The organism is Luteimonas sp. TWI662, assembly GCF_039673825.1.
In the GTDB taxonomy this organism is placed as follows: domain Bacteria; phylum Pseudomonadota; class Gammaproteobacteria; order Xanthomonadales; family Xanthomonadaceae; genus Luteimonas.
Genome location: NZ_JBDJMI010000009.1, coordinates 42,564 through 63,821, shown reverse-complemented (window position 1 = coordinate 63,821; position 21,258 = coordinate 42,564). Strand labels below are relative to the sequence as shown.

Here is a 21,258-nt window from a genome sequence, read left to right as displayed (position 1 = left end):
CCCCACGACGTCGCCTTGGCGGCTGCCGACGCACCGCTCCGGTGCGCATGACATGCGGTGCGTATCAGATGGGGTGATGGCCCCGGCAGGCGCGCGCGCCCGGCGCGCGTCTGCTCATCTGGGATCGTCGCTGACCACCAGCGGCACGCCGCGGGTCGGGTGTTCGAGCACCAGCACTGGCTGCCGGTACACCCGCTCGATGGTCTCGCGGGTCAGCACTTCGCGCGGGCTGCCGTCGGCGGCGACGCGGCCATGCTGCAGCATGATGATGCGATCGGTATGGCCGGCGGCGAGGTTGAGGTCGTGCAGCACGACGATCACGCAGGCGCCGTCGTCGGCCAACTGGCGTGCGGTCCGCAGCACGGCCTCCTGGTGCTGCAGGTCGAGCGCAGCGGTGGGTTCGTCGAGGAACACCACCGGCGTGGTCTGCGCGAGCACCCGCGCGAACGCGGTACGCGAGGCTTCGCCGCCGGACAGCGTTTGCACGTCGCGACCGGCGAGGTGGACGATGTCAGCGGTCGCCATCGCCGCCTCGGCGATGCGCGCGTCCTCGGCCGGGGCCGGCGGGTGCGGCAGCCGGCCCATCGCGACGACTTCGCGGACACTGAAGGCAAAGCGCACTGCATGGTCCTGGGGCAGCACGCTGCGCTCGCGCGCCAGCGCGCGCGCTTTCCATTCGCGCAGCGGTGCGCCCGCAAGCCGGACATGACCGGCAACGGGTACGAGGTCGCCGGAGGCGACGGCGAGCAGGGTCGACTTGCCCGCGCCGTTCGGGCCGACCAGCGCGGTCAGCGTGCCGCGCGCGAAGCGCAGATCGACGTCATCGAGGATCGCGCGGCCGTCGATGCGCACGCTCGCGCGCTCGATCGCCAGCACGTCGTCGGCGGCATCGGCTGCGCTCACGCGCCGCCCCGCTTGCGGCTGCGCAGTACCAACCACAGGAAGAACGGCGCACCGAGTGCGGCGGAGAACAGGCCCAACGGGATTTCAGAGGGCGGATCGAGGCTGCGCGCAGCGGTGTCGGCCAGCACCACCAGCAGGCCGCCGGTCGCGCCCGACAGCGGCAGCAGCCAGCGGTGGCCCGGGCCGGCGAGCAGGCGCACGAAATGCGGTACGACCAGGCCGACGAAGCCGACCACGCCGGCGAACGCGACCGCCGAGCCGACCAGCAGCGCGCAGACCGCAACCAGCAGCGCGCGCGTACGCCGCACGTCCAGGCCGATGTGCTGGGCCTGGCGTTCGCCCAGCGCGAGCATGTCCAGTGGCGTGGCCAGGCTCGCCAGCGCGACCGCGCCGATCGCGAACGCGGGCACCGCGGCCAGCAGGTCGCCCCAGTCGGCCATCGCCAGCGAGCCCATCTGCCAGAACACCAGCGACTGCAGTTCGTCGCTGCGCGCGATATAGGTGAAGAAGCCGATCGCCGCCGAGCAGCCTGCGGCGATCGCGATGCCCACCAGCAGCAACGTCGCGGTGCCGCCGCCGCGGTCGGGGCGGGCGAGCAAATAGATCAGCGTGGTCGTCACCGCGCCGCCAGCGAACGCCGCGACCGGGATCGTCCAGGCGCCGAGCACCGTCGCACCGAGCACGATCGCCGCCACTGCGCCGAGCGCCGCGCCGTGGGTCACGCCGACGATGCCCGGGTCGGCCAGTGGGTTGCCGAACAGGCCCTGCAGCCCGGCGCCGGCCATCGCCAGCGAGGCGCCGACGATGACCGCCAGCAGCGCACGCGGTACGCGCAGGTTCCAGACCACCGAGATGTCGCGCTGGCTCAGCGTGCCGGCATCGGCCAGGCCCAGCTGGTGCGCGATCACGTGCACCACGTCGCCGGGCGGAATCCGCAGCGGGCCGACGCCGAACGACAGTACGATCACCAGCGCCAGCAGCGCGAGCATGCCGACGAACAACAGGCCGCCGGGCGGCCGCCGGACCTGGCCGGTGCGCCGCGGACGCGCGCGGCCTTCGGCACTCATGCGCCGGGCTGGGCGTCGAGCTCGGCGGCCAGCTCGGACAGCGCGGTCGCCAGTGCCAGGGCGCCGGTGCCGCTGGCGACGCTGGTCGCCTTGAGCTGCAGGTCGGGCATCACCCAGACGCGGTGGGCGATGCCCGCCGGCGTCTGGCGCAGGCTCGGGTAGGCCTTCCACAGGCCGTCGGGTCCGCCGAACACGCGCAGGTCGTCCTCGCTGACCAGGATCACCTCCGGATCGGCGGCGATGATGCCCTCGTTGCTCAGCTGCGAATAATTGGCCACGCGGGCCTCGTCACCGACGTTGATGCCGCCGGCCAGGCGGATGACCTCGGCCGCCGCGGTGTCGGCGCCGCCGACCGTGGGCGCGCCACCGCCGCCGGTGGCCGAGACATGGATCACCCGCGGGCGGCGGGTGTGGCGCGCGGCGATGCCGGCGGCCTCGTCGAGCTGGGCCTGCACGCGCGCGGCCAGGTGTTCGCCCTCGTCGGCGTGGCCGAATGCGGCGGCGATCTTGCGCACTTTGTCCGGCGCGGGCTGCAGTTCGTCGACGATGATCATCGCGTGGCCGGCATCGCGCAGCGGTTGTGCGAGCTTGCCGTGCCGACGCAGGCTGTTGCCGACGAACAAGGTGCCGTCGAGGCTCAACACGCCTTCGACCCCGGTGGTGCGGTTGAACAGGAAATGGTGCGGCGCCTTGCGCCCGGTCTCGGTGACGCTGTTGACCGGCGCGGCGAACACCTGGTCCGACAGGCCGAGCGCGTCCATGACCATGACGATGTCGTCGTTGCCGACGATCGTGCGGCTGGTGTCGGTGATGGTGACCTCGACGCCGTCGTCGGAGCGAACGGTCGCCGGCAGGTCCTGGGTCGAACGCGGCACCTGCGGAATGTCGGTGCCGGCGACGCGGCGCCAGCCGTCGGGCAGTGCCGTGTCCGCGACATCGGGGGCGGCCTGCGGGGAGGCGGCGCCGTCGTCGCCGTTGCGGGCGCAGCCGGCGAGGGCACAGGCCAGGCTGGCGGCGAGCAGGGCCGCATGGCGGATCGTGAGGCGCTGGAACATCGGCCTGTCACCTTGTCGAATCGGATGAAGACGCAGCGGCCGGCGGGAGGCCGGCCGCTGCAAGACGACGATTTTAGCCCCTATCGTCCGTCGGGGACGTCGCGCACTGGCCGCAACGCCTGCGCCACGGAGCGCAGCGCGGACGTGGCGGTGGGCGACGGCGCGCTGCGATCAGCGAGCCTTGGGTGCGATCCGGCGGATGTGGTCGCCCTTCGGATCCTCGGCGCCGCGCGCCTTGTTGACCGAGTAGACGACGCCGTCTGCGCCCTTGCTGACGTGGTTGGGGAAGCTGCCGCCGTCGAAGTTCGCCACGACCTGGCCGTTGTCGTCGACAACAGTGATCGTGTCGGCGCCGCGATTGACGACGTAGGCCAGGCGCTGGCTCGGTTCGTAGGACACGTTCAACGCGCCGGCGCCGACGTAGACGTCATGGTCGATCGTGCCGGTCTTGGGGTCGACGATGAGCAAATTGTCGCTGCCCTGCGACACCACCAGCAGGCGCTGGCCGACCGGATTCCAGGCCACGCCGATCGCGCTGCGGGCATTGACCAGCGGGACCACCTTGTCCACGGTGTTGGTGGCGGTATCGATGACCGCAGCTTCCGGCGTGGACATGCTCGCGGTGTAGAGCTTGCCGGTCGCAATGTCCAGATCGAGGCTGGTCGGCGCGAAGGATTCGCCGCGCACGCCGGACTCGATGACGATGTTGTCGAGCTGGGTCAGGCGCTTGGCGTCGAACACCGAGATGAAGTTCTCGCCCGATGCCGTGGCGTAGACGCGGCCACGCTGGGTGTCGACGACGACGTCGCGCGCGTGCGGTACGGCGCCGACCGGGAACTGCTTGACCAGCGACAGGTCGGACTGCCGGTAGACGGCGACCGTGTCCTGGCGGGTGTTGGTGACCCAGACGTTGCCGTTGGCATCGTCGACGCCCACGCCATACACGGCGAACACGCCCCCTGCCGGTGCCGCGCCGGGCGTGGCGCTCGCCACGACCTGCAGCGACTGCGGGTCGACCTTCTGCAGCGCCGACACCGTGACCGGCGGGCGGCCGACTGCGCTGGTCACGAACAGGGCGTCGTTCTTCGCGCTGTAGGCGACCTGGTACAGGCCCTGGGCGAGCTTGGCGCTGCGCACGTCGAAGCGCGCCTCGCCCGACACCGGCAACTGCTGGGAGACCTTCAGCTCGAGGATCGAGGCTGCGTCCGGGCCGCTGGTGCGTACGAGCACCGGGTGCACGCCGACGGCGGCATCGGCCGGGATCGCGACCCGGCCCTTGAAGGCGCCCTGGGCGTCGGCGACGAACGGCTGCGCGTTGAGGACGGTCTCGCCGCGCTGCAGCGTGACCTGCTGGCCGGGCTTGAAGCCGCTGCCGGTGAGCTCGACTTCGCTGCCGGGCAGCACGACCGGGCCGGCGGCGCGGACGGTGCCCTTGAAATCGACGTCGGGCTGGCTGAAGACCTGGGCGCCGGCGAGGCCGGTCACGGCCGACAGGGCGAGGGCGAGGGCGGCCAGCCGCAGGCGGCGGGAAGGCGAGGTTGTCATGACGGACTCCTGGAGCACTGAAAGGACCGGCGGGATGCGGGGCCGGAGGAGGGAAAACACGATGGCTGGGACGCCGGGCGTCGTGGCGATGGCGGACGCCAGCAGTGCCGGCGTCCGGGTCGGGCGGGGCGGGGGCACGGCCACGCCGGAATCATCGGCCGGGGTCCACGCCATCTGCGTGGCTCGGGGTGTCGCTGTGGTCGGCGATGCCGGTGACGACGTGCAGCGTCCACATCAGCGAGGCCCGGAACATCGGGCCGTGGGTCAGTTCGGGGAACTCGCGATAGGTCACCTGCAAGCCGTCGACGGCGGACAGGCGGTCGGCGAGGTTGCGCGCCGAATCCGGCGGTGCGGCTTCGATGCGGCGCAGGTGGACCTGCACGCGCGGGTCCGACAGATCGCGGTGCGCCACCTGCCGTGTGCGCTCGCCTTCGCCCAGGCCGATCAGCACGCGCGCCCGGCGCCCGGCGTTGTTGGCCACGAACCGCTGTTCGGGCGCACCGAGCAGCGCGCCGTCGCCCCACCACAGCGACGGGCTGCCGGCAGCATAGGTGTCGAAGGCGCCGGTGCGCGTGTACAGCGTATGCAGCGCGAACAGGCCGGCCAACGAATGGCCCCACAGCGTCTGCCGCGCCGGATCGGTCTGCACCCGGCGCGCGACCTCGGGCCGGATCGTGCGCTCGAGGGTCTCGAGCATCGCATCGGCACCGCCGCCGCCGACGATCGTGCCGCCGCCGCGCACCGGCCGTTCGCCTTCGAACGGGGTGTAGTCGCGCGTGCGCGACTGCGAATCGATGCGCAGGTCGTTGGGATAGCCGACGAACACCAGTGCGTGCGGGACCGGCTGCGCGGCGAGTTCGGCCAGCAGCGCATCGTCGAACTCGATCAGCGCAGCGTTGCCATCGAGCATCCACAGTGCCGGATAGCCGGCCGCCGGTGCCGGCGCCTTCGGCACCGCGACATGCACGCGCCACGTGCGCTGGCCGTCGCGGCTGGTGATGTCGAAGCGTTCGAAGATGTAGTGCCGCGAGACATGGTCGGCGACGGTCTGGCCGATCGCGCGCGTGGGATCGCGCTGCTGCGCGGCCGCGGTCGACGGCACAGCCTGCAGTGCCAGCAGCAGGCCGGCAGCTGCGGCCAGCGTCGCCAGGCGGATCGGGCGGTGAGCGGGGGGGCGACGGGTGTGCATGGGTGTACGCATCGAGGGCTCAGAACCCGATGTTGGTGCTGACGAACCAGGCGCGTCCAGGCTCGTTGTAGGTGTAGGCGCCCGCGCCGTGGATCTCGTTGGGCGTGCCGAGGTTGACGCCCGAGGCGTTGCCGCGGCGGAAGATGCGCTTGTCGAGCAGGTTGTCGACGCCCAGCGTGACGCTGACCCGGTCGGTGATGCGGTAGCGCCCGCTCAGGCCCACGATCGCGTAGGGCGGCATGCGGTCGGCGGCGCTGCCGGTGACCGGCCGGCCCTGGTAATCGAGACGCTGCGGCACCTGCTCGCCGTAGAACGTCGCCTTGGCCAGCAGCGACAGGCGCGCGCTGGCGCGCCAGTCGAACGCGGTGTTGATCGTGTACTCGGGAATCGTCGACAGCGCATCGCCGGTGCTGCGGTTCTTCGACTCGAGCATCCAGGTCACATTGGTGTTCCAGCGCAACGTGTCGGCCAGCGGCAGCTCCACGCTGCCCTCCAGGCCCTCGATCACCGCCTTGGGAATGTTGTCCCAGCGGAACACGTCGACGTTGCCGACGCGATCGATCGCGACGTGGCCGGCCTCGACCTTGTCGCGGTAGTCGTTGCGGAACCAGGTCAGGCCGGCCTGCACGCGGCCGTCGGCGAACTGCACGCCCAGCTCCTTGTTGACGCTGGTCTCGGCGTCGAGCGCGTCGTTGCCGACCAGAAAGCACGGGCCGCTACCGCCCCAACAGCCGATGCCCGCGCTGTAGAGCGAATAGCCGGCATTGCTCTGATAGAGGTTGGGCGCCTTGTAGGCGCGGGCGATGCCGGCGCGCAGGGTCCAGGACGGCAGGAATTCGAGCGCGGCGCTGACCGCCGGGCTGAGGTTGCCGCCCAGCCGGTCATGGTGGTCGTAGCGCAGCGTCGGGGTCACGGTCAGCGCGTCGCCGATGTAGATGTTGTCCTCGACGAACACCGAGGCGATGCGCGCATCGGTGCGGCCGCTCCACTGGGTCGGCGGCACCGGCACGTTCGGCTGCGGATTGCGGTCCTTCAGCCCGGATGCACCGTCCTCGAGCCGGCTATCGACCCATTCGGCGCCGACCGTCAGCACGTGATCGATGGTGTCGCCGGCCACGGTGTGGTTGACCTCGCCATGCAGGGTGAGCGTGCGCAGGTCGATGTCGCCGAAGCCGCCGTCGACGATGAAGATGCCTTCGGTGCCACCAGCCAGGCCTTCGAGCAGGCGGGTGTTGCGGGTCTTCTCGACGGCGGCGTAGGCCAGCGAGCGGGTGGCCTGACCGTACTCGCCGCGATGGCTGACGTCGAAGGTCCGGCGGTAGAGCCGATTGGTCTCCGCGCCGATCCACTTGAGCACTTCGGGATTGCGGTTGGTGTTCTGGGTGTCGCCGGCGTAGAGGTTGCCCTGGCGGCTGAAGCCGGCGCCCACATCGATCCGGTGGCCGGGCAACACGTCCCACAGCAGTTTGGCCGAGGCGTTGCGATTGCGCACGCCTTCGCGTCCGGCGGGAAAGGTGCCGGCATTGCTGCCGCTGCGTGCCGAGGCGTGATCGCGGTTGATGGCGAAGTCGTCGGATTCGGCCTTGCCGGCGCTGCCCGACAGGCGGAACGACAGCCGGTCGGTCAGCGGCCCGCTCATCTGCAAGCCGGCGCGCTGGCTGCCGCCGTCGACGCCGTGGGTGGGCACCAGTCCGTAGACATTCAGCGAACCGCCGAACTGCGGGCCCGGCGCACGGGTGACGATGTTGACCACGCCGCCGGCCGCGCCGCTGCCGTAGCGTGCCGCCGCCGGACCGCGCAGCACTTCGATGCGCTCGATCTGCTCGGGCGGCACCCAGCCGGTGTCGCCGCGCGAGTCGCGCTCGCCGCGCCAGCCGTAGCGCACCGCGTTGCGGCTCGACACCGGGATGCCGTCGACCAGGATCAGGGTGTTCTCCGGGCCCATGCCGCGGATGTCGATCTGGCGGTTGTTGCCGCGCTGGCCACTGGTCGAATTGCCGGTCAGGTTGACGCCCGGCAGCGTGCGCAGGAACTCGGCGATGTCGTTGCGCGGCGGCTGGCGCTCGATGTCGTCGGCGAGCACGACCGAAGCGCCCAGCGCCTGGCGGGCGATCTGCTCGGCGGTGACCCGCACGGTGTCGAGCGTCGTCGCGTCCCTCGGGGTCTGCGACAGTGCCGTGAGCGGCAGCAGCGCGGCGATGGCGCAGGCCAGCAGGGCAGGACGGACGGGCGGATGGGGGCGGGCGGGCATGGGGGATCCGGGAGACGGCGCAGGCGAGGCGCGTGAAGGTCTCGTTATTTTAGGGTTTATGAGATTGATTCTCAATCGTGACGTCCGGTGCATGGGGCGGACAGGCCGCCCCACGCACGGCGATGGCCGCTCAGAAGCGCGCGGTGGCGCCGACGAACCACGTGCGGCCGCCGCCGTCGTAGTTGCTGCCGTCTTCCAGCGTCGATACGTCGGTGACGTTGCGCACGCCTGCGCGCAGCGTCAGATGGGCGTTGACGTCGAAGCCACCGACCAGGTCCCAGGTGGTGTAAGCCTTGGCGAAGGTCGGGCTGGTGGCCGAGATCAATTGCTCGCCGACATGCTGGGCGCTCAGCGACAGCACCCAGGCGTCGTCGATGCGCCAGTCCAGCGAGGTGTTGGCAGTGAGCTTGGGCACCACCAGCAGGTTGGCGCCGGTGGTGCGGTTCTTCGACTCGAGCATCCGGGTGGCATTGGTGGACCAGGTCAGGCGCTCGTGCAGCGGCACCACGATGCTGGCCTCGACGCCGCGGGTGCGCGCCTCTTGCAGGTTCTGCGCGACCGTCCACCAGAACCCGTTGACATAGCTGCTGTCGAAGCCGGGCAGGGCGCTGAGCGGCATCTGCTCGATCTTGTCCTCGAAGTCGGTGTGGAAGTAGGTCGCCGCCAGCGACCAGCCATTGCGGTCGAAGCCGGCGCCGATCTCGTAGTTGGTGCTCGTCTCCGGCTCGAGATTCGGATTGCCGGCCATGTAGCAGCCGCGGGTGCCGTCGGCGTTGGGGCGGTAGGTCGGTGAGGAGGTGTCGGTCGTCCAGCCCTCGGGCGAGAGGCTGCGGCAGCCGTTGCCGCCGGACTGGGTCGCCGCGCCGGCCGAGCCCTGCTTGAGGTTGGGCGCGCGGAAGCCGCGCGATACACCGCCGCGCACCGTCCAGTCGCGCGACGGATGCCAGACCGCATAGACGCGCGGGCTCAGGTTGTCGTCGTAGTTCTCGGTGTTGTCCCAGCGCAGGCCCAGGGTCAGCGTGAGGTTCTCGCGCAGCGACAGGTGGTCTTCGACGAACAGCGCCCAGGCGTCGGCCTCGTTCTTCGGGCTGATCCGGCCGCTGCCGGTCCAGGTCACCGGCACGGTGCCGATCGTGTTGACGTTCTGCAGGACCTCCCGCTTCCATTGGCCGCCGACGTTGAGGGCATGCGGCACGCCCCAGTCGAAGCCGGTATTGAAGACGGCATCGAGCACGGTCTCCTTGGCGTGGTTGCCCACCGCGCTGCCTTTGTCTTCGTAGTCGTTCTGGACCAGGGTCGCCTTGGAGGTCGAGGCGTCGCCGTAGCGACCGTCATGGCTGAGCACGTAGCCGGTGTGCACCAGTTTCGACAGGCCGAAGGCGTTCAGCGCTTCGCCGCCCACGTTGCGCTGCACGCCGCGCGAGGCCTCGAATCCGATGGCGTGGTCGTCGTTGACGCGCCACTGGAGCAGCGCATTGGCGGTCTCGGCGCGCGTGCCGGGGGTCCGCCCGATGCCGGTCCCGGTGTCGGAATCGCGATCGGTCAGGTTGGCGCCGACCCGCAGGCCCAGGCGCTCGGTCAGCGGGCCGCTGAACCGGGCGCCAAGCTGGATCGTGTCGCCGCGGTCGGAGGCATCGGGCCGGCTGTAGTTGTAGGTGGCGGTGCCGCCCCAGGTGGGCGCGATCTTGCGGGTGATGATGTTGATCACGCCACCCATGGCGTCGGAGCCGTACAGCGACGACATCGGGCCGCGAACCACCTCGATGCGTTCGATCATGTCTGGCGACAGCCAGTCGAGATCCTGTGCGCCCAGATTGTCGCGGTAGTTGACGCCGGACGAATTGCCCTGGCGGCGGCCGTCGATGAGGATCAGCGTGTACTGCTCGGGCAGACCGCGCAGCCGGATCTTGGCTTGCGCGCCCGACAGGGCATAGCCGCCGGTCACGCCGGGGATCGTGCTCAGCAACTGCCCGAGGCTGCCGACCGGCTTGCGTTCGATCTCCTCACGGGTGATCACGCTGATGCTCGCCGGTGCGTCCCGGATCCACTGCTGCACGCCGGTCGCGGTGACCACGACGGTGTCGAAGTCGGTCGCCGCCGGAGCCGTCGCGGGGGACTGGGCGGCGGCGGGCTGCGCCAGGACGAGCGCGACCACGGCCGCGAGCGGGGAGAGGGCGAGACGGTGTGACATCGGAACTCCGAAGGGCGTCAGTACTGAATAGGCGGGTCTTGCCGGCGCGCCAGCGGCGTCGCGCGCTGGCATGAATATGAATGATACCTGTTTGCGAACGATTCTCAATAACCGTGGCGGCTATGGGTCGTAAATGAGAGTTGGTATCATTTAAGGGCGTCGCGTCGCCCGCTTCTGGTGGTGCCTGCCGGCGCGAGGCGACGGATCCGTCGTCTCCGTCCCCTGTCGCCGGCCCCGCCGGCGGATCGAGATCTGTGCATGTCCGCTGTCCCCGCGTCGTCCCCCCGCGTGCCCGGCCTGTCGGCGCTGGTGTTCACCGCGTTCGCCGGGACGATGGCGATGATGGCCTTCGTTGCCGTCGTCGGACCGGTGGTGCGACTGCTGGGGCTGGCGGAGTGGCATGCCGGTCTGTCGGTGACCGCCGCCGGCGTGCTGTGGATGCTGTCCGCGCGGCGCTGGGGCGCGCTGAGCGACCGTATCGGACGCCGGCGCGTCCTGCTCGCCGGCCTGGTCGGCTATGCCCTGGTCTACATCGCGATGGCCGTCTTCGTCGACCTGGCGCTGCGGCATCCGCCGGCAGTGTTGTTGTCGGTGGTCGCACTGGTGGCGACGCGGGCGCTGGTCGGACTGTTCTATGCCGCGGTGCCGCCGACCGCCGCGGCGCTGGTCGCCGACGCAGTGCCGCCGGGCGGCCGCGGTGCGGTGATGGCGCGGCTGGGCAGCGCGAACGCGGTCGGCATGGTGCTGGGCCCGGCGGCGGCCGGCTGGATCGCCTACCGGAGCATCGCGCTGGCGCTGTACCTGGCGGCGGCGTTGCCGCTGCTGTCGCTGCTGGTGCTGTGGTGGCGGCTGCCCGCGACGCCGGTCGCATCGACGCCGCGGTCCGGCCCGCGTCCGGCGATGTCGGTCGCCGATCGCCGCCTGCGCCTGCCGGTCTACGCGGTGTTCGCGGCGATGGTCTCGGTGACGATCGCGCAGGTCGTCGTCGGCTTTTTCGCGATCGATCGGCTGGGCCTGTCGCCGACCGACGGCGCGCGCGCGGCCGGGCTGTCGTTGACTGCGGTCGGCCTGGGGCTGATGTGTGCCCAGGCGCTGGTGATGCGGCTGCGCGCGGTGCCGCCGGCGCGCTGGATCACGGTCGGCGCGCTGATTTCGGCGGCGGGCTTCGCCTCATCGGCGCTGGTGGCCGTGCAATGGCAGTTGCTGCTGGCCTACAGCGTGGCGGCCTTCGGCATGGGCATGGTGTTTCCGTCGTTCCAGGCGCTGGCGGCCGATTCGGTCGAGGCGCACGAGCAGGGCGCGGCCGCCGGCACGATTGCCTCGGTCCAAGGCCTGGGCATGGTCGTCGGCCCGTTGCTGGGCACGCTGTTCTACCGCGTCTCGCCCAGTGCGCCTTATCTGCTGATCGGTGCCGTGCTGCTGGTGCTGTCGGCGGCTGCGGCGTTGCACCCGCGTGAGGCGGCGCGATGACCGAGGCGGCATACACCGCCGGGCCCGAGGCGATCGTCGGCGATGGCGATCAGACTGCGGCATCGACCTGGTTTCGCCTGCTCGGCCCAGCGCGGCGAATGGCCGCCGAAGGCCGGCTGGCATCGCTGCCTGCGGGGCCGACGTCGACGCTCGGCGCCCGGGTGGCTGCGTTCTTCGCCGACGATCGTGCCGGGCCGGCGCTGCTGGTCGGGGCGTTGCCGTTCGACCCGCACGGCGACGATGCGCTGTACCAGCCTGCACGCCTGTCGACGTCCGATGATGCGGTGGCGGCTGTGGCCTGGCCGCCACTGCTGTGCGGCCATGTGGCCGAGCCGGCCGCCGAGGCCTACGCGACAGCGGTCGCGCGCTGTCTCGACCGCTTGCACGATGAGGACGCCGCTGCGCCGCTGCGCAAGGTCGTGCTCGCACGCAGCCTGCGCATCGATGCCGCATCAAAGATCGATCCCCTGGCCCTGGCGGCGCGCCTGGGCACCGATGCCAGCGTGACCGCGTATGTCGCGCCACTGCCGGTGGCGGTGGGCGAGGCGCCGGCCTGGCTGGTCGGGGCCACGCCCGAACTGCTGGTGTCGCGGCGCGGCCTGGAGGTGGTCTCGCATCCGTTGGCCGGCTCGGCGCGCCGCGTGCGCGACCCGGCGCAGGACACGCGCGCCGCGCAGGCGCTGCTGGATTCGGCCAAGGACCACGACGAGCATCGCCATGTCGTCGAGGCGATCGTCGATGCGCTCGCGCCGCTGTGCAGCCGGCTGCAGGCGCCGCCAAGGCCGGCGCTGCATGCGACCGCGACGATGTGGCACCTGGGCACACGCATCGTTGGCACCTTGAAGGACCCGTCGCTGTCCTCGGCCGCGCTCGCGGGTCTTTTGCATCCCACGCCGGCGGTCTGCGGCACGCCGCGCGAGAGCGCACTGGCGGCGATCCGTGCACTTGAGCCAGTGGGTCGCGGTTTCTATGCGGGCGCGGTGGGCTGGACCGATGCGCAGGGCGACGGCGACTGGTACGTGTCGATCCGCTGCGCGCGCGTGCAGGGCCGCACGATGCGCCTGTTCGCCGGTGCGGGTATCGTGGCCGGCTCGCAGCCGGCGCTCGAGGTCGACGAGACCGCGGCCAAGTTCCGCGCGCTGCTCGATGCGCTGGACATCGACGACGTGCGCGCTGCCTGATTCGATCGAGGATGCCATGAGCGACACTTCCGTCCCGCAGCGCCTGCCGCTGCGCCAGGTCTGGCCCGATGAGCGGGTTGCGCACTACCGCGCGGCCGGTTACTGGCGCGGCGAGACCTTTCCCGGCTTCCTGCGCGCGCGCGTCGCGGCGCATCCCGATGCGATCGCTGTAGTCGGCGGTGCGGTGCGCTGGACCTACGCGCAGCTGTGGGCCGAGGCCGAGCGCATCGCCGCCGGCTTGCTGGCGCAAGGCCTGACACCGGGCGATCGGGTGGTCGTGCAGTTGGGCAACGTGCCCGAGTTCATTGCGGTGGTCTGCGCGCTGTTCCGCGCGCAGCTGGTGCCGGTGTATGCGTTGCCGGCGCACCGGTTGACCGAGGTCGCGCATTTCGCGCGCAAGGCCGAGGCCAGCGGCTACATCGCTGCGGAGACGTACGAGCAGTTCGATTACCGCACGCTGGCCCGCGACCTGCAGCGCGAGGTGCCGGCGGTACGTCACGTGTGCGTGGTCGGCGATGGCGCGGAGTTCGCGTCGGTCGCCGCGCTCGATGGTGATCGCACCGCGTTGCCGGGCGATCCCGATCCGCAGTCGGTCGCGTTCCTGCAGATCTCCGGCGGCAGCACCGGGCTGTCGAAGCTGATCCCGCGCACGCAAGACGACTACATCTACAGCTTCCGCGCCAGCAACGCCATTTGCGGGATCGATCGTGGCAGCGTGTACCTGGTCGCGCTGCCAGCAGCGCACAATTTCCCGATGAGCTCGCCGGGCTTCTTCGGCGCGCTGTACGCAGGCGCACGCGTGGTGTTGAGTCCGGGGCCGGGGCCGGATGTGGCCTTCCCGTTGATCGCGCGCGAGCGCGTGACCTGCGTCGGTCTGGTGCCGCCGTTGGCGCTGCTGTGGGCCGATGCGGCCGGCAAGACGGCGCACGATCTTTCGAGCCTGCACGTGGTGCAGGTCGGCGGTGCCAAGCTGGTGCCCGAAGCGGCGCGGCGGGTGATCGCGGGGTTGGGCTGCACGCTGCAGCAGGTGTTCGGCATGGCCGAGGGCCTGGTCAACTACACCCGGCTCGACGATCCACACGAGGTCGTGATCCACACGCAGGGGCGGCCGATCAGTCCCGACGACGAGGTGTTGATCGTCGACGATCACGGCGCGCCGGTGCCTCAGGGCAGTACGGGGCATCTGCTCACGCGCGGTCCGTATACGATCCGCGCCTATCACAATGATCCGGCGGCGAATGCGCGCTCGTTCACCGACGATGGGTGGTACCGCACGGGCGACATGGTCCTGCGCACGGTCGAGGGCAATCTGGTGGTGCAGGGGCGGGCGACCGATCACATCAATCGGGCGGGCGAGAAGATTTCGGCCGAGGAGATCGAGGATCATCTGCTTGCGCATCCGCAGGTGTTCGATGCGGCGGTGGTGTCCATCCCGGACGATTTCCTCGGTGAGCGCAGCTGTGCGTTCGTGATTCCGGGGGAGGCGCGGCCGCGGCCTGCCGAGTTGAAGGCTTGGGTGCGTGGGCGGGGCTTGGCGGGGTTCAAGGTGCCCGATCAGATCGTGTTCGTGGATGCGTTCGGCACGACGGCGGTGGGCAAGGTGAGCCGCCGTGAGTTGCGTGCGCAGTTGCGCGCGCGGTTTCTTGCGGAGCAGGGTGCGTGATCAGGGCGCGTATCACCGATGGTGTGCTTGGCGTGGCCGCCCGTCATCCGTTCGTTGTTGCCGCGTTGGTTGGGCATCGGCCTGCTGGCCGGCAGCCGCTTGTCCCTCGGTCAGGGCACCGTGCCATGACTTGGGCGCACACCCGCTCCGCTTCGCGGATCGGTCCGGCCCGGCGCAGCACGCCGGGCGTTCGCCCGCTCGCGCGGCATGCGCCGCGCAGGCAGAGCGGGCTCACCCATGGCGCGCTCGGCGCGGCCACCGGCCATCAGTCCACTGCTGGCGACGTTTCGATCGTGCCTCCGGTGAGCGCGGCACTGTCTTGCGCTGCTGCATTGGATGGGCCTCGGCCTGCTGGCCGGCAGCCGCTTTCCCCTCGGTCAGGGCGTCGTGTCCTGACTTGGGTGCGCACCATCGGTCATCCGTTCGCGGTTGCCGCGTTGGTTGGGCATCGGCTTGCTGGCCGGCAGCCGCTTTCCCCTCGGTCAGGGCGTCGTGTCCTGACTTGGGTGCGCACCATCGGTCATCCGTTCGCGGTTGCCGCGTTGGTTGGGCATCGGCCTGCTGGCCGGCAGCCGCTTGTCCCTCGGTCAGGGCATCCTGCCCTGACTCGGGCGCGCACCATCCATGGCGCGCTTGGCGCGGCCACCGGCCATCAGTCCGCTGCCGGCGACGTGTCGATGGTGCCTTCGGTACGTGCTGATACCTGTGAAGCCGGAAGTGGCCTGACCGAACCGGCAAGCAGGTCCTTGGCCTGCGTGACACTGTCTTTCGAGGCGAATGTCGGGCGTGCACTGACGACTGCAGAAGGATTGAGCGAGTAGACATGGGCCTTCCGACGATTCCTGCGTACGCGTTGCCGACGGCGGCCGAGCTGCCGGACGCGCGTGGGCCATGGCAGCCCGAGACGGAGCGTCTTGCGTTGCTCGTGCATGACATGCAGCGTTACTTCCTGGCGGCCTACGAAGCGCAGGCGGCGCCGATCGCGCCGGCGATCGCCAACCTGGCGCGGTTGCTGGCGCATGCGCGCAGCCGGGGCATTCCGGTGTTCTACACCGCCCAGCGCGGCAATCAGGACCGGCGCGATCGCGGGCTGCAGGCTGATCTGTGGGGGCCGGGCATGCGTGCGACGCCCGAGCACGAGGCGATCGTCGACGCGCTCGCGCCGGTCGAGGGCGACCATGTGTTGGTCAAGCATCGCTACAGCGCGTTCCAGCGCAGCAATCTCGAGACGCTGATGCGGGCGCGCGGTCGCGACCAGGTGTTGATCGCGGGCGTCTACGCCCACATCGGTGTGCTTTCGACGGCGACCGAGGCGTTCCAGCGCGACATCCAGACGTTCGTCGCCGCCGATGCCGTCGCTGATTTCACCCGCGCCGACCACGATAGGGCGCTGCACTGGATCGCGCGCACCTGCGGCGTTCCGCTGACCACCGACCGGATTCTGGAGCTGTTGCCATGAGCGATCCGCTGACCCTGGCGCGCATGCGCGCCGACATCGCCCGGCAGTTGGGCGAGGCGCCGGAGGACATCGGCGATGACGACAATCTGATGGACCTGGGCCTGGACTCGATGCGCGTGCTCGGGTTGGTGATGAAGTGGGGCGAGTCCGGCCTGCCGCTGGAGTTCTCGCACCTGGCCGAGCACACCACACTGGCCGGTTGGTGGCGCGTGGTGCAGGGCCTGCAGCAGAAGACCGTCTGATGGCCGAGGCGGTGGAGGCGTCCGTGGTGTCGGTGTCCGGCGATTGGCCGCTGACCCAGGCGCAGTCGGGCCTGTGGTACGCGCAGCGGCTGGCGCCGGACAACCCGGCGTTCAACACTGCGCATGCGCTGTGGATCGACGGGGCGCTGGACGTGGCCGCATTCGTGCGCGCGGCCGAGCAGGCGGCGGCCGAGGCGCCGGCGCTGTCGCTGCGCATGCGCGATACCGCCGACGGTCCGCGGATGGGCGTCGATCCCGCGCATCTGCCGCCATTGGAGGTCGTCGATCTGTCGCACCTGGATGCGCCCGACCGCGCTGCGCGGGCGGCGATGGTGCGCGACCGCGATACGCCGGTCGACCCGACGCGCGACCGGCTGGCGCTGCAGCGGCTGTACGTGCTCGGCGACGCGCGTTTCGTCTGGTATCTGCGCGTGCACCATCTGGCGATCGACGGCTACGGCATGGCGTTGCTGACTGAGCGTGCGCTGGCGCTGTACGGCGCCGCGTGCGGCGGAGATGACGCGGGCGCGCCGTTCGCGCCGTTCGCGGGCGCGATCGCCGAGGACGCGGCCTATGCCGCTTCGGACAAGTGCGGCCAGGACGCGGCCTACTGGCGCCAGACGCTCGCTGGCATGTCGGCGGTCTCCGGCCTCGGCGCGGGGTTCGCGCCGGCCGCGCACGGCTGCCATCGTCTGAGCGTCGGGCTCGACGCCGACCTGCGCGCCGGCCTGCTTGCGCTCGCGCAGCGGCTCGAGCAGCCCTGGCCGGACGTGCTGACCGCGCTGGCGGCCGAGTATTGCCGACGCATGGCCGGGCAGGCCGAGGCGGTGATCGGGGTGCCGTACATGGGCCGGCTGGGCAGCGCGAGCGCGCGGGTGCCGGCGATGGTCATGAACGTGCTGCCGTTGCGCGTGCCGGCGATGCCCGGCGCCTCGCTGGCCGAGTTCGTGCAGGCGACTGCGCGTGCGCTGGTGCGCGGGCGACGCCACGGCCGCTACCGCGGCGAGCAGTTGCGCCGCGACCTCGGCCTGATCGGCGGCCAGCGCCGGCTGCACGGTCCGCTGGTCAACGTCCAGCCGTTCTACCGCCCGCCGCGGCTGCATGGCGCGCAGGTGCGACTGGAGATCCTGGGGACCGGGCCGATCGACGATGTGACGATCGGCTTCCGCGGCGATGGGGCGAGCGCGCTCGAGCTGGAGTTCGAGGCCAATCCGGACCTGTATCGCGCCGACGAGATCGCCGCGCACGCGCAGCGGCTGCAGGCGTTTCTCGCCGCGGCCTGCACGGCCGAGGGCATCGACGATATCCCGTTGGCGACGCCGGACGAGGCGCGACGCGCACTGGTGGATTTCAACGCGACCGCGCACCCGTTGCCCGACACGACGCTGGCCGCATTGCTCGAGGCGGCGATGGCGGCAACGCCGGACGCACCGGCGCTGGTCTTCGGCGACACGACGCTGACCTACGCCGAGCTCGATCGCCGGACCCGCGCCCTGGCGCGGGCACTGCGGGCGCGCGGGCTCGCACGGGACGGCGTCGTCGCCGTCGCGCTGCCGCGTTCGCTGGACCTCGTGATCGCCCTGGTCGCGGTGCTGCGCGCCGGCGGCGCCTACCTGCCGCTCGACCTCGCGCATCCGAACGACCGGCTCGCCCGCATCCTGCGCTCGGCGCAGCCGCTCTGCGTCCTGGCTGCGCGCGACACGGCGCCCCGGTGGCCCGGCGACGTGTCGCTGTTTGCACCGGACGACTGGCCTGTCCTCCGGGTGACCGAGACGGGAACCGAACCCTTCCCCGCAGGCGGGGGAGGTGGGGCTTCCCGGATGTTCGCAACGAACGCGGCGATCGAGCCCTCCCCCGCGGGGGGGGGGGGGGGGGGTGGGGCCCCCCGCCTCGGCGCGTCCGGCCCCCACTCGTCGCCTTCGGCGCCGACCTCCCCCGCAGGCGGGGGAGGTGGGGCTTCCCGGATGCTGGCGCCGACCGTGGCGATCGAGCCCTCCCCCGCAGGCGGGGGAGGTGGGGCGGCCGACGCGCCATTCGTGTCGCCTGCACAGCCCGGCGATGCGGCCTACGTGATCTACACCTCGGGCTCGACCGGCGAGCCGAAGGGCGTGGTCGTCGAGCATCGCGCGATCGTCAACCGCCTGGAGTGGATGCGCACGCACTATCGTATCGACGCGTCCGATCGCATCCTGCAGAAGACGCCGGCGACCTTCGATGTCTCGGTCTGGGAGTTCTTCCTGCCGTTGATCGCGGGCGCGGTGCTCGATGTCGCGCCGCCGGACGCGCATCGCGATCCGGTCGCGCTGGCCCGGCTCATCCGCGAGCGCGGCATCACCACGCTGCATTTCGTGCCGTCGATGCTGGCCGCATTCCTGGCGGCGCCCGAGGCCGATGGCTTGGCCGTGCGCCGGGTGTTCTGCAGCGGCGAAGCGCTGGATGCCGAGCTGCGCGATCGCTTCCACCGCTGCGTACGCGCTGAACTGCACAACCTCTACGGGCCGACCGAGGCCGCGGTCGACGTGAGTTTCTGGCCGGCCTCGCCCGACGACACGTCGCGCCCGGTGCCGATCGGCTTTCCGGTCTGGAACACGCAATTGGACGTGCTCGACGCGCGCATGCGTCCGCTGCCGCCCGGTGTGGTCGGCGACCTGTACCTGGGCGGCGTGCAGCTCGCGCGCGGCTATCTCGGCCGCGACGATCTGACCGCCGAGCGGTTCATCGCCGATCCGCATCGGCCCGGCGGGCGCCTGTACCGCACCGGCGATCTCGCGCGCTGGCGCGACGATGGCGCCATCGAGTTCCTCGGCCGCAGCGACCACCAGGTCAAGCTGCGCGGGCTGCGCATCGAACTGGGCGAGATCGAGGCGGCGATCGTCGCCAGCGGGCAGGCGGCGCAGACGGCGGTGATCGTGCGCGAAGACCGCGCCGGCGATCGACGCCTGGTGGGCTACCTGCAGCCGGTCGACGCCGGAGCGTTCGATGCGCAGGCGCTACGCACGGCTGTCGCCGCGCAGGTGCCCGACTACATGGTGCCGGCCGCTTTCGTCGCGCTGGACACCTGGCCGGTCACCGCCAACGGCAAGCTCGACCGCGATGCGCTACCGGCCCCGGCGTTCGACACCGGGGCGTTCGTGGCGCCGCGCACGCCGACCGAGGTCGCAGTCGCCGGGTTGTTCGCGCAGGCGCTGGGCGTCGCGCGTGTCGGCGGCGATGGCGACTTCTTCGCGCTGGGCGGCGATTCGTTGTCGGCCGTGCACCTGCTGCTGGCGATCCAGCACCAGTTCGGTCGCGATCCGGGCCTGGGCGCGCTGTTCGCGACGCCGACAGTGGCCGGCATCGCCGCGCTGCTCGATGCCGACGCCGCCACGCCCGACCACGGCCTCGGCCCGACGATCGCGCTGGCACGTGGCGACGGGGCGCCCGCGCACGCGCCCTTGTTCGTCGTGCATCCGGCCGGTGGCATCGCGTGGTGCTACCGGGAGCTGGCGCGCGCGCTGCGCCCGCGGCGCGACGTCCACGGCCTGCAGTCGCCGGCGCTGGACCTGGCGCAGCCGCTGCCGGGCAGCATCAACGCGCTGGCCGACGACTATGCCCACCGCGTGGCCGCGCTGCAGCCGGACGGTCCGCTGCACCTGCTTGGCTGGTCAGTCGGCGGCATCCTCGCCCAGGCGATGGCGGTGCGGCTGCAGGCGCTTGGTCGCAAGGTCGGTCTGCTCGCATTGCTCGACGCCTATCCCAGCGAGTGCTGGCGCGCCGAGCCCGAGCCCGACGCGGTCGATGCGCTGCGTGCGTTGCTGGCGATCGCCGGCTACGACCCGGACCGCCATCCCGACCTGCGCAGCCGCGAGGCGATCGTCGAGTTCCTGCGCCGCGGCGACAGCGCACTCGGCAACCTGCCGGGCGATGTGCTCGACGGCGTGGTGCGTGCGGTCGTCGACACCAACCGGCTCGTGCGCCTGCACCACCACACACGCTATGACGGCACACTGCTGCACGTGCGCGCCGGCCTGGACCATGTCGACCGGCCGCAGTTGCAGTCGGCGCTGTGGCAGGCGCACGCGGCGCGGGTCGAGGCGGTCGAGTTGCCGTTCCGGCACGGCGAACTGACCGGGCGCGATGCGACGGCGGCGATCGCACCGCTGCTCGACGCGCGGCTGGCGGCATTCGACCCACGCCCCTGAGCGCGGCGTGCGATGTCCTGGCGCGATCGAAAGGCCAGGACAAGGACATCGCACGCGCGCGTCCACGAACACTGATTGCGGAGACATCCCATGCAACTCACAGGATTCGAAGGCCGGATCGCGCTGGTGACCGGCGCGGCTGGTGGCATCGGCAAGGCGGTCGTGGCGCTGCTGCGCGCCAGCGGCGCGACGGTGATCGCGACCGACGTGCGCGCGCCCGAACGCACCGAGGCGCCCGGCGTCGCGCCGATGCATGCGTTCGCGCTGGACGTGACCGACGCGGCTGCAGTCGATGCGCTGGTCGCGCAGGTGGAGGCCGAGGTCGGGCCGATCGACCTCGCCGCGCATGTCGCCGGCGTGCTGTCGACGACCCCGGTGCTCGAAACCAGCGATGCGGAGTGGCGGCGCACGTTCGCGGTCAATGCCGACGGCGTGTTTCATGTCGGCCGCGCGCTCGCCCGGGTCATGGCGCCACGCCGCCGCGGCGCGCTGGTCGTCGTCGGGTCCAATGCCGCGGGCATTCCGCGCCATGCGATGGCGGCCTACGCCGCGTCGAAGGCCGCGGCGACGATGTTCGTGCGCTGTCTGGGGCTGGAGCTCGCGCCGCTGGGCATCCGCTGCAACCTTGTGGCGCCGGGTTCCACGCGCACGCCGATGCAGACCGGCATGTGGGCCGACGCCCACGGCGAGGCCAAGGTCATCGCCGGCAGCCTGGAGACGTTCAAGAGCGGCATCCCGCTCGGCAAGCTCGCCGAGCCGGTCGACATCGCGCATGCCGCGATGTTCCTGCTGTCCGAGCAGGCCGGCCACATCGCGATGCAGGACCTGTACGTCGACGGCGGCGCGACGCTGCGCGCCTGA

14 protein-coding genes are annotated in these 21,258 nt (G+C 71.3%); 7 read left to right on the top strand and 7 right to left on the bottom strand.

Translation table 11 applies throughout. From position 1 onward, the window contains the following. Positions 1–114 precede the first annotated feature (114 nt). From ABE488_RS08355 to ABE488_RS08325, 7 genes are all read right to left on the bottom strand, one after another. Positions 115–903: a heme ABC transporter ATP-binding protein gene (locus tag ABE488_RS08355; RefSeq protein WP_346447812.1), complete on the bottom strand. Its 789-nt coding sequence runs from the start codon at positions 901–903 to the stop codon at positions 115–117. Beyond that, complete coding sequence (locus ABE488_RS08350) at positions 900–1,892, bottom strand: iron ABC transporter permease (protein ID WP_346443533.1); 993 nt, start codon at positions 1,890–1,892, stop codon at positions 900–902. Before ABE488_RS08350 ends, ABE488_RS08355 begins: the two co-directional genes overlap by 4 nt. A 74-nt stretch (positions 1,893–1,966) precedes the next feature. Next, positions 1,967–3,025, bottom strand: a complete 1,059-nt coding sequence (locus tag ABE488_RS08345) for an ABC transporter substrate-binding protein (RefSeq protein ID WP_346447810.1) — start codon at positions 3,023–3,025, stop codon at positions 1,967–1,969. Positions 3,026–3,196: 171 nt separating this feature from the next. Beyond that, complete coding sequence (locus ABE488_RS08340) at positions 3,197–4,570, bottom strand: YncE family protein (RefSeq protein ID WP_346447808.1); 1,374 nt, start codon at positions 4,568–4,570, stop codon at positions 3,197–3,199. Between the two features lie 151 nt (positions 4,571–4,721). Further along, complete coding sequence (locus tag ABE488_RS08335) at positions 4,722–5,759, bottom strand: alpha/beta hydrolase-fold protein (RefSeq protein WP_346443470.1); 1,038 nt, start codon at positions 5,757–5,759, stop codon at positions 4,722–4,724. A 19-nt stretch (positions 5,760–5,778) separates the two neighbouring features. Continuing rightward, complete coding sequence (locus tag ABE488_RS08330) at positions 5,779–8,010, bottom strand: FepA family TonB-dependent siderophore receptor (protein WP_346447807.1); 2,232 nt, start codon at positions 8,008–8,010, stop codon at positions 5,779–5,781. A 130-nt stretch (positions 8,011–8,140) separates the two neighbouring features. Then, on the bottom strand, positions 8,141–10,201 hold the full coding sequence (locus ABE488_RS08325) for a TonB-dependent receptor (RefSeq protein ID WP_346443474.1): 2,061 nt from the start codon (positions 10,199–10,201) through the stop codon (positions 8,141–8,143). A gap of 258 nt (positions 10,202–10,459) precedes the next feature. On the opposite strand from ABE488_RS08325, the gene ABE488_RS08320 reads away from it, so the two are divergent. The 7 genes from ABE488_RS08320 (at position 10,460) to ABE488_RS08290 (ending at position 21,258) form a co-directional block, all read left to right on the top strand. Further along, positions 10,460–11,671 carry an MFS transporter gene (locus ABE488_RS08320; protein ID WP_346443476.1) on the top strand — a complete coding sequence of 404 codons (1,212 nt, stop codon included), beginning with the start codon at positions 10,460–10,462 and terminating at the stop codon, positions 11,669–11,671. Continuing rightward, positions 11,668–12,852: an isochorismate synthase gene (locus tag ABE488_RS08315; protein ID WP_346443478.1), complete on the top strand. Its 1,185-nt coding sequence runs from the start codon at positions 11,668–11,670 to the stop codon at positions 12,850–12,852. Before ABE488_RS08320 ends, ABE488_RS08315 begins: the two co-directional genes overlap by 4 nt. A gap of 16 nt (positions 12,853–12,868) precedes the next feature. Next, positions 12,869–14,515, top strand: coding sequence for an AMP-binding protein (locus ABE488_RS08310; protein WP_346447806.1), 1,647 nt, complete (start codon positions 12,869–12,871; stop codon positions 14,513–14,515). 823 nt (positions 14,516–15,338) lie between these two features. Further along, positions 15,339–15,974: an isochorismatase family protein gene (locus ABE488_RS08305; RefSeq protein ID WP_346443482.1), complete on the top strand. Its 636-nt coding sequence runs from the start codon at positions 15,339–15,341 to the stop codon at positions 15,972–15,974. Further along, positions 15,971–16,216 carry a phosphopantetheine-binding protein gene (locus ABE488_RS08300; protein ID WP_346443484.1) on the top strand — a complete coding sequence of 82 codons (246 nt, stop codon included), beginning with the start codon at positions 15,971–15,973 and terminating at the stop codon, positions 16,214–16,216. Before ABE488_RS08305 ends, ABE488_RS08300 begins: the two co-directional genes overlap by 4 nt. Beyond that, positions 16,216–20,397, top strand: a complete 4,182-nt coding sequence (locus tag ABE488_RS08295) for an amino acid adenylation domain-containing protein (RefSeq protein ID WP_346447804.1) — start codon at positions 16,216–16,218, stop codon at positions 20,395–20,397. The genes ABE488_RS08300 and ABE488_RS08295 overlap by 1 nt, the downstream gene beginning before the upstream one ends. A gap of 90 nt (positions 20,398–20,487) precedes the next feature. Next, positions 20,488–21,258: a 2,3-dihydro-2,3-dihydroxybenzoate dehydrogenase gene (locus tag ABE488_RS08290; protein WP_346443487.1), complete on the top strand. Its 771-nt coding sequence runs from the start codon at positions 20,488–20,490 to the stop codon at positions 21,256–21,258.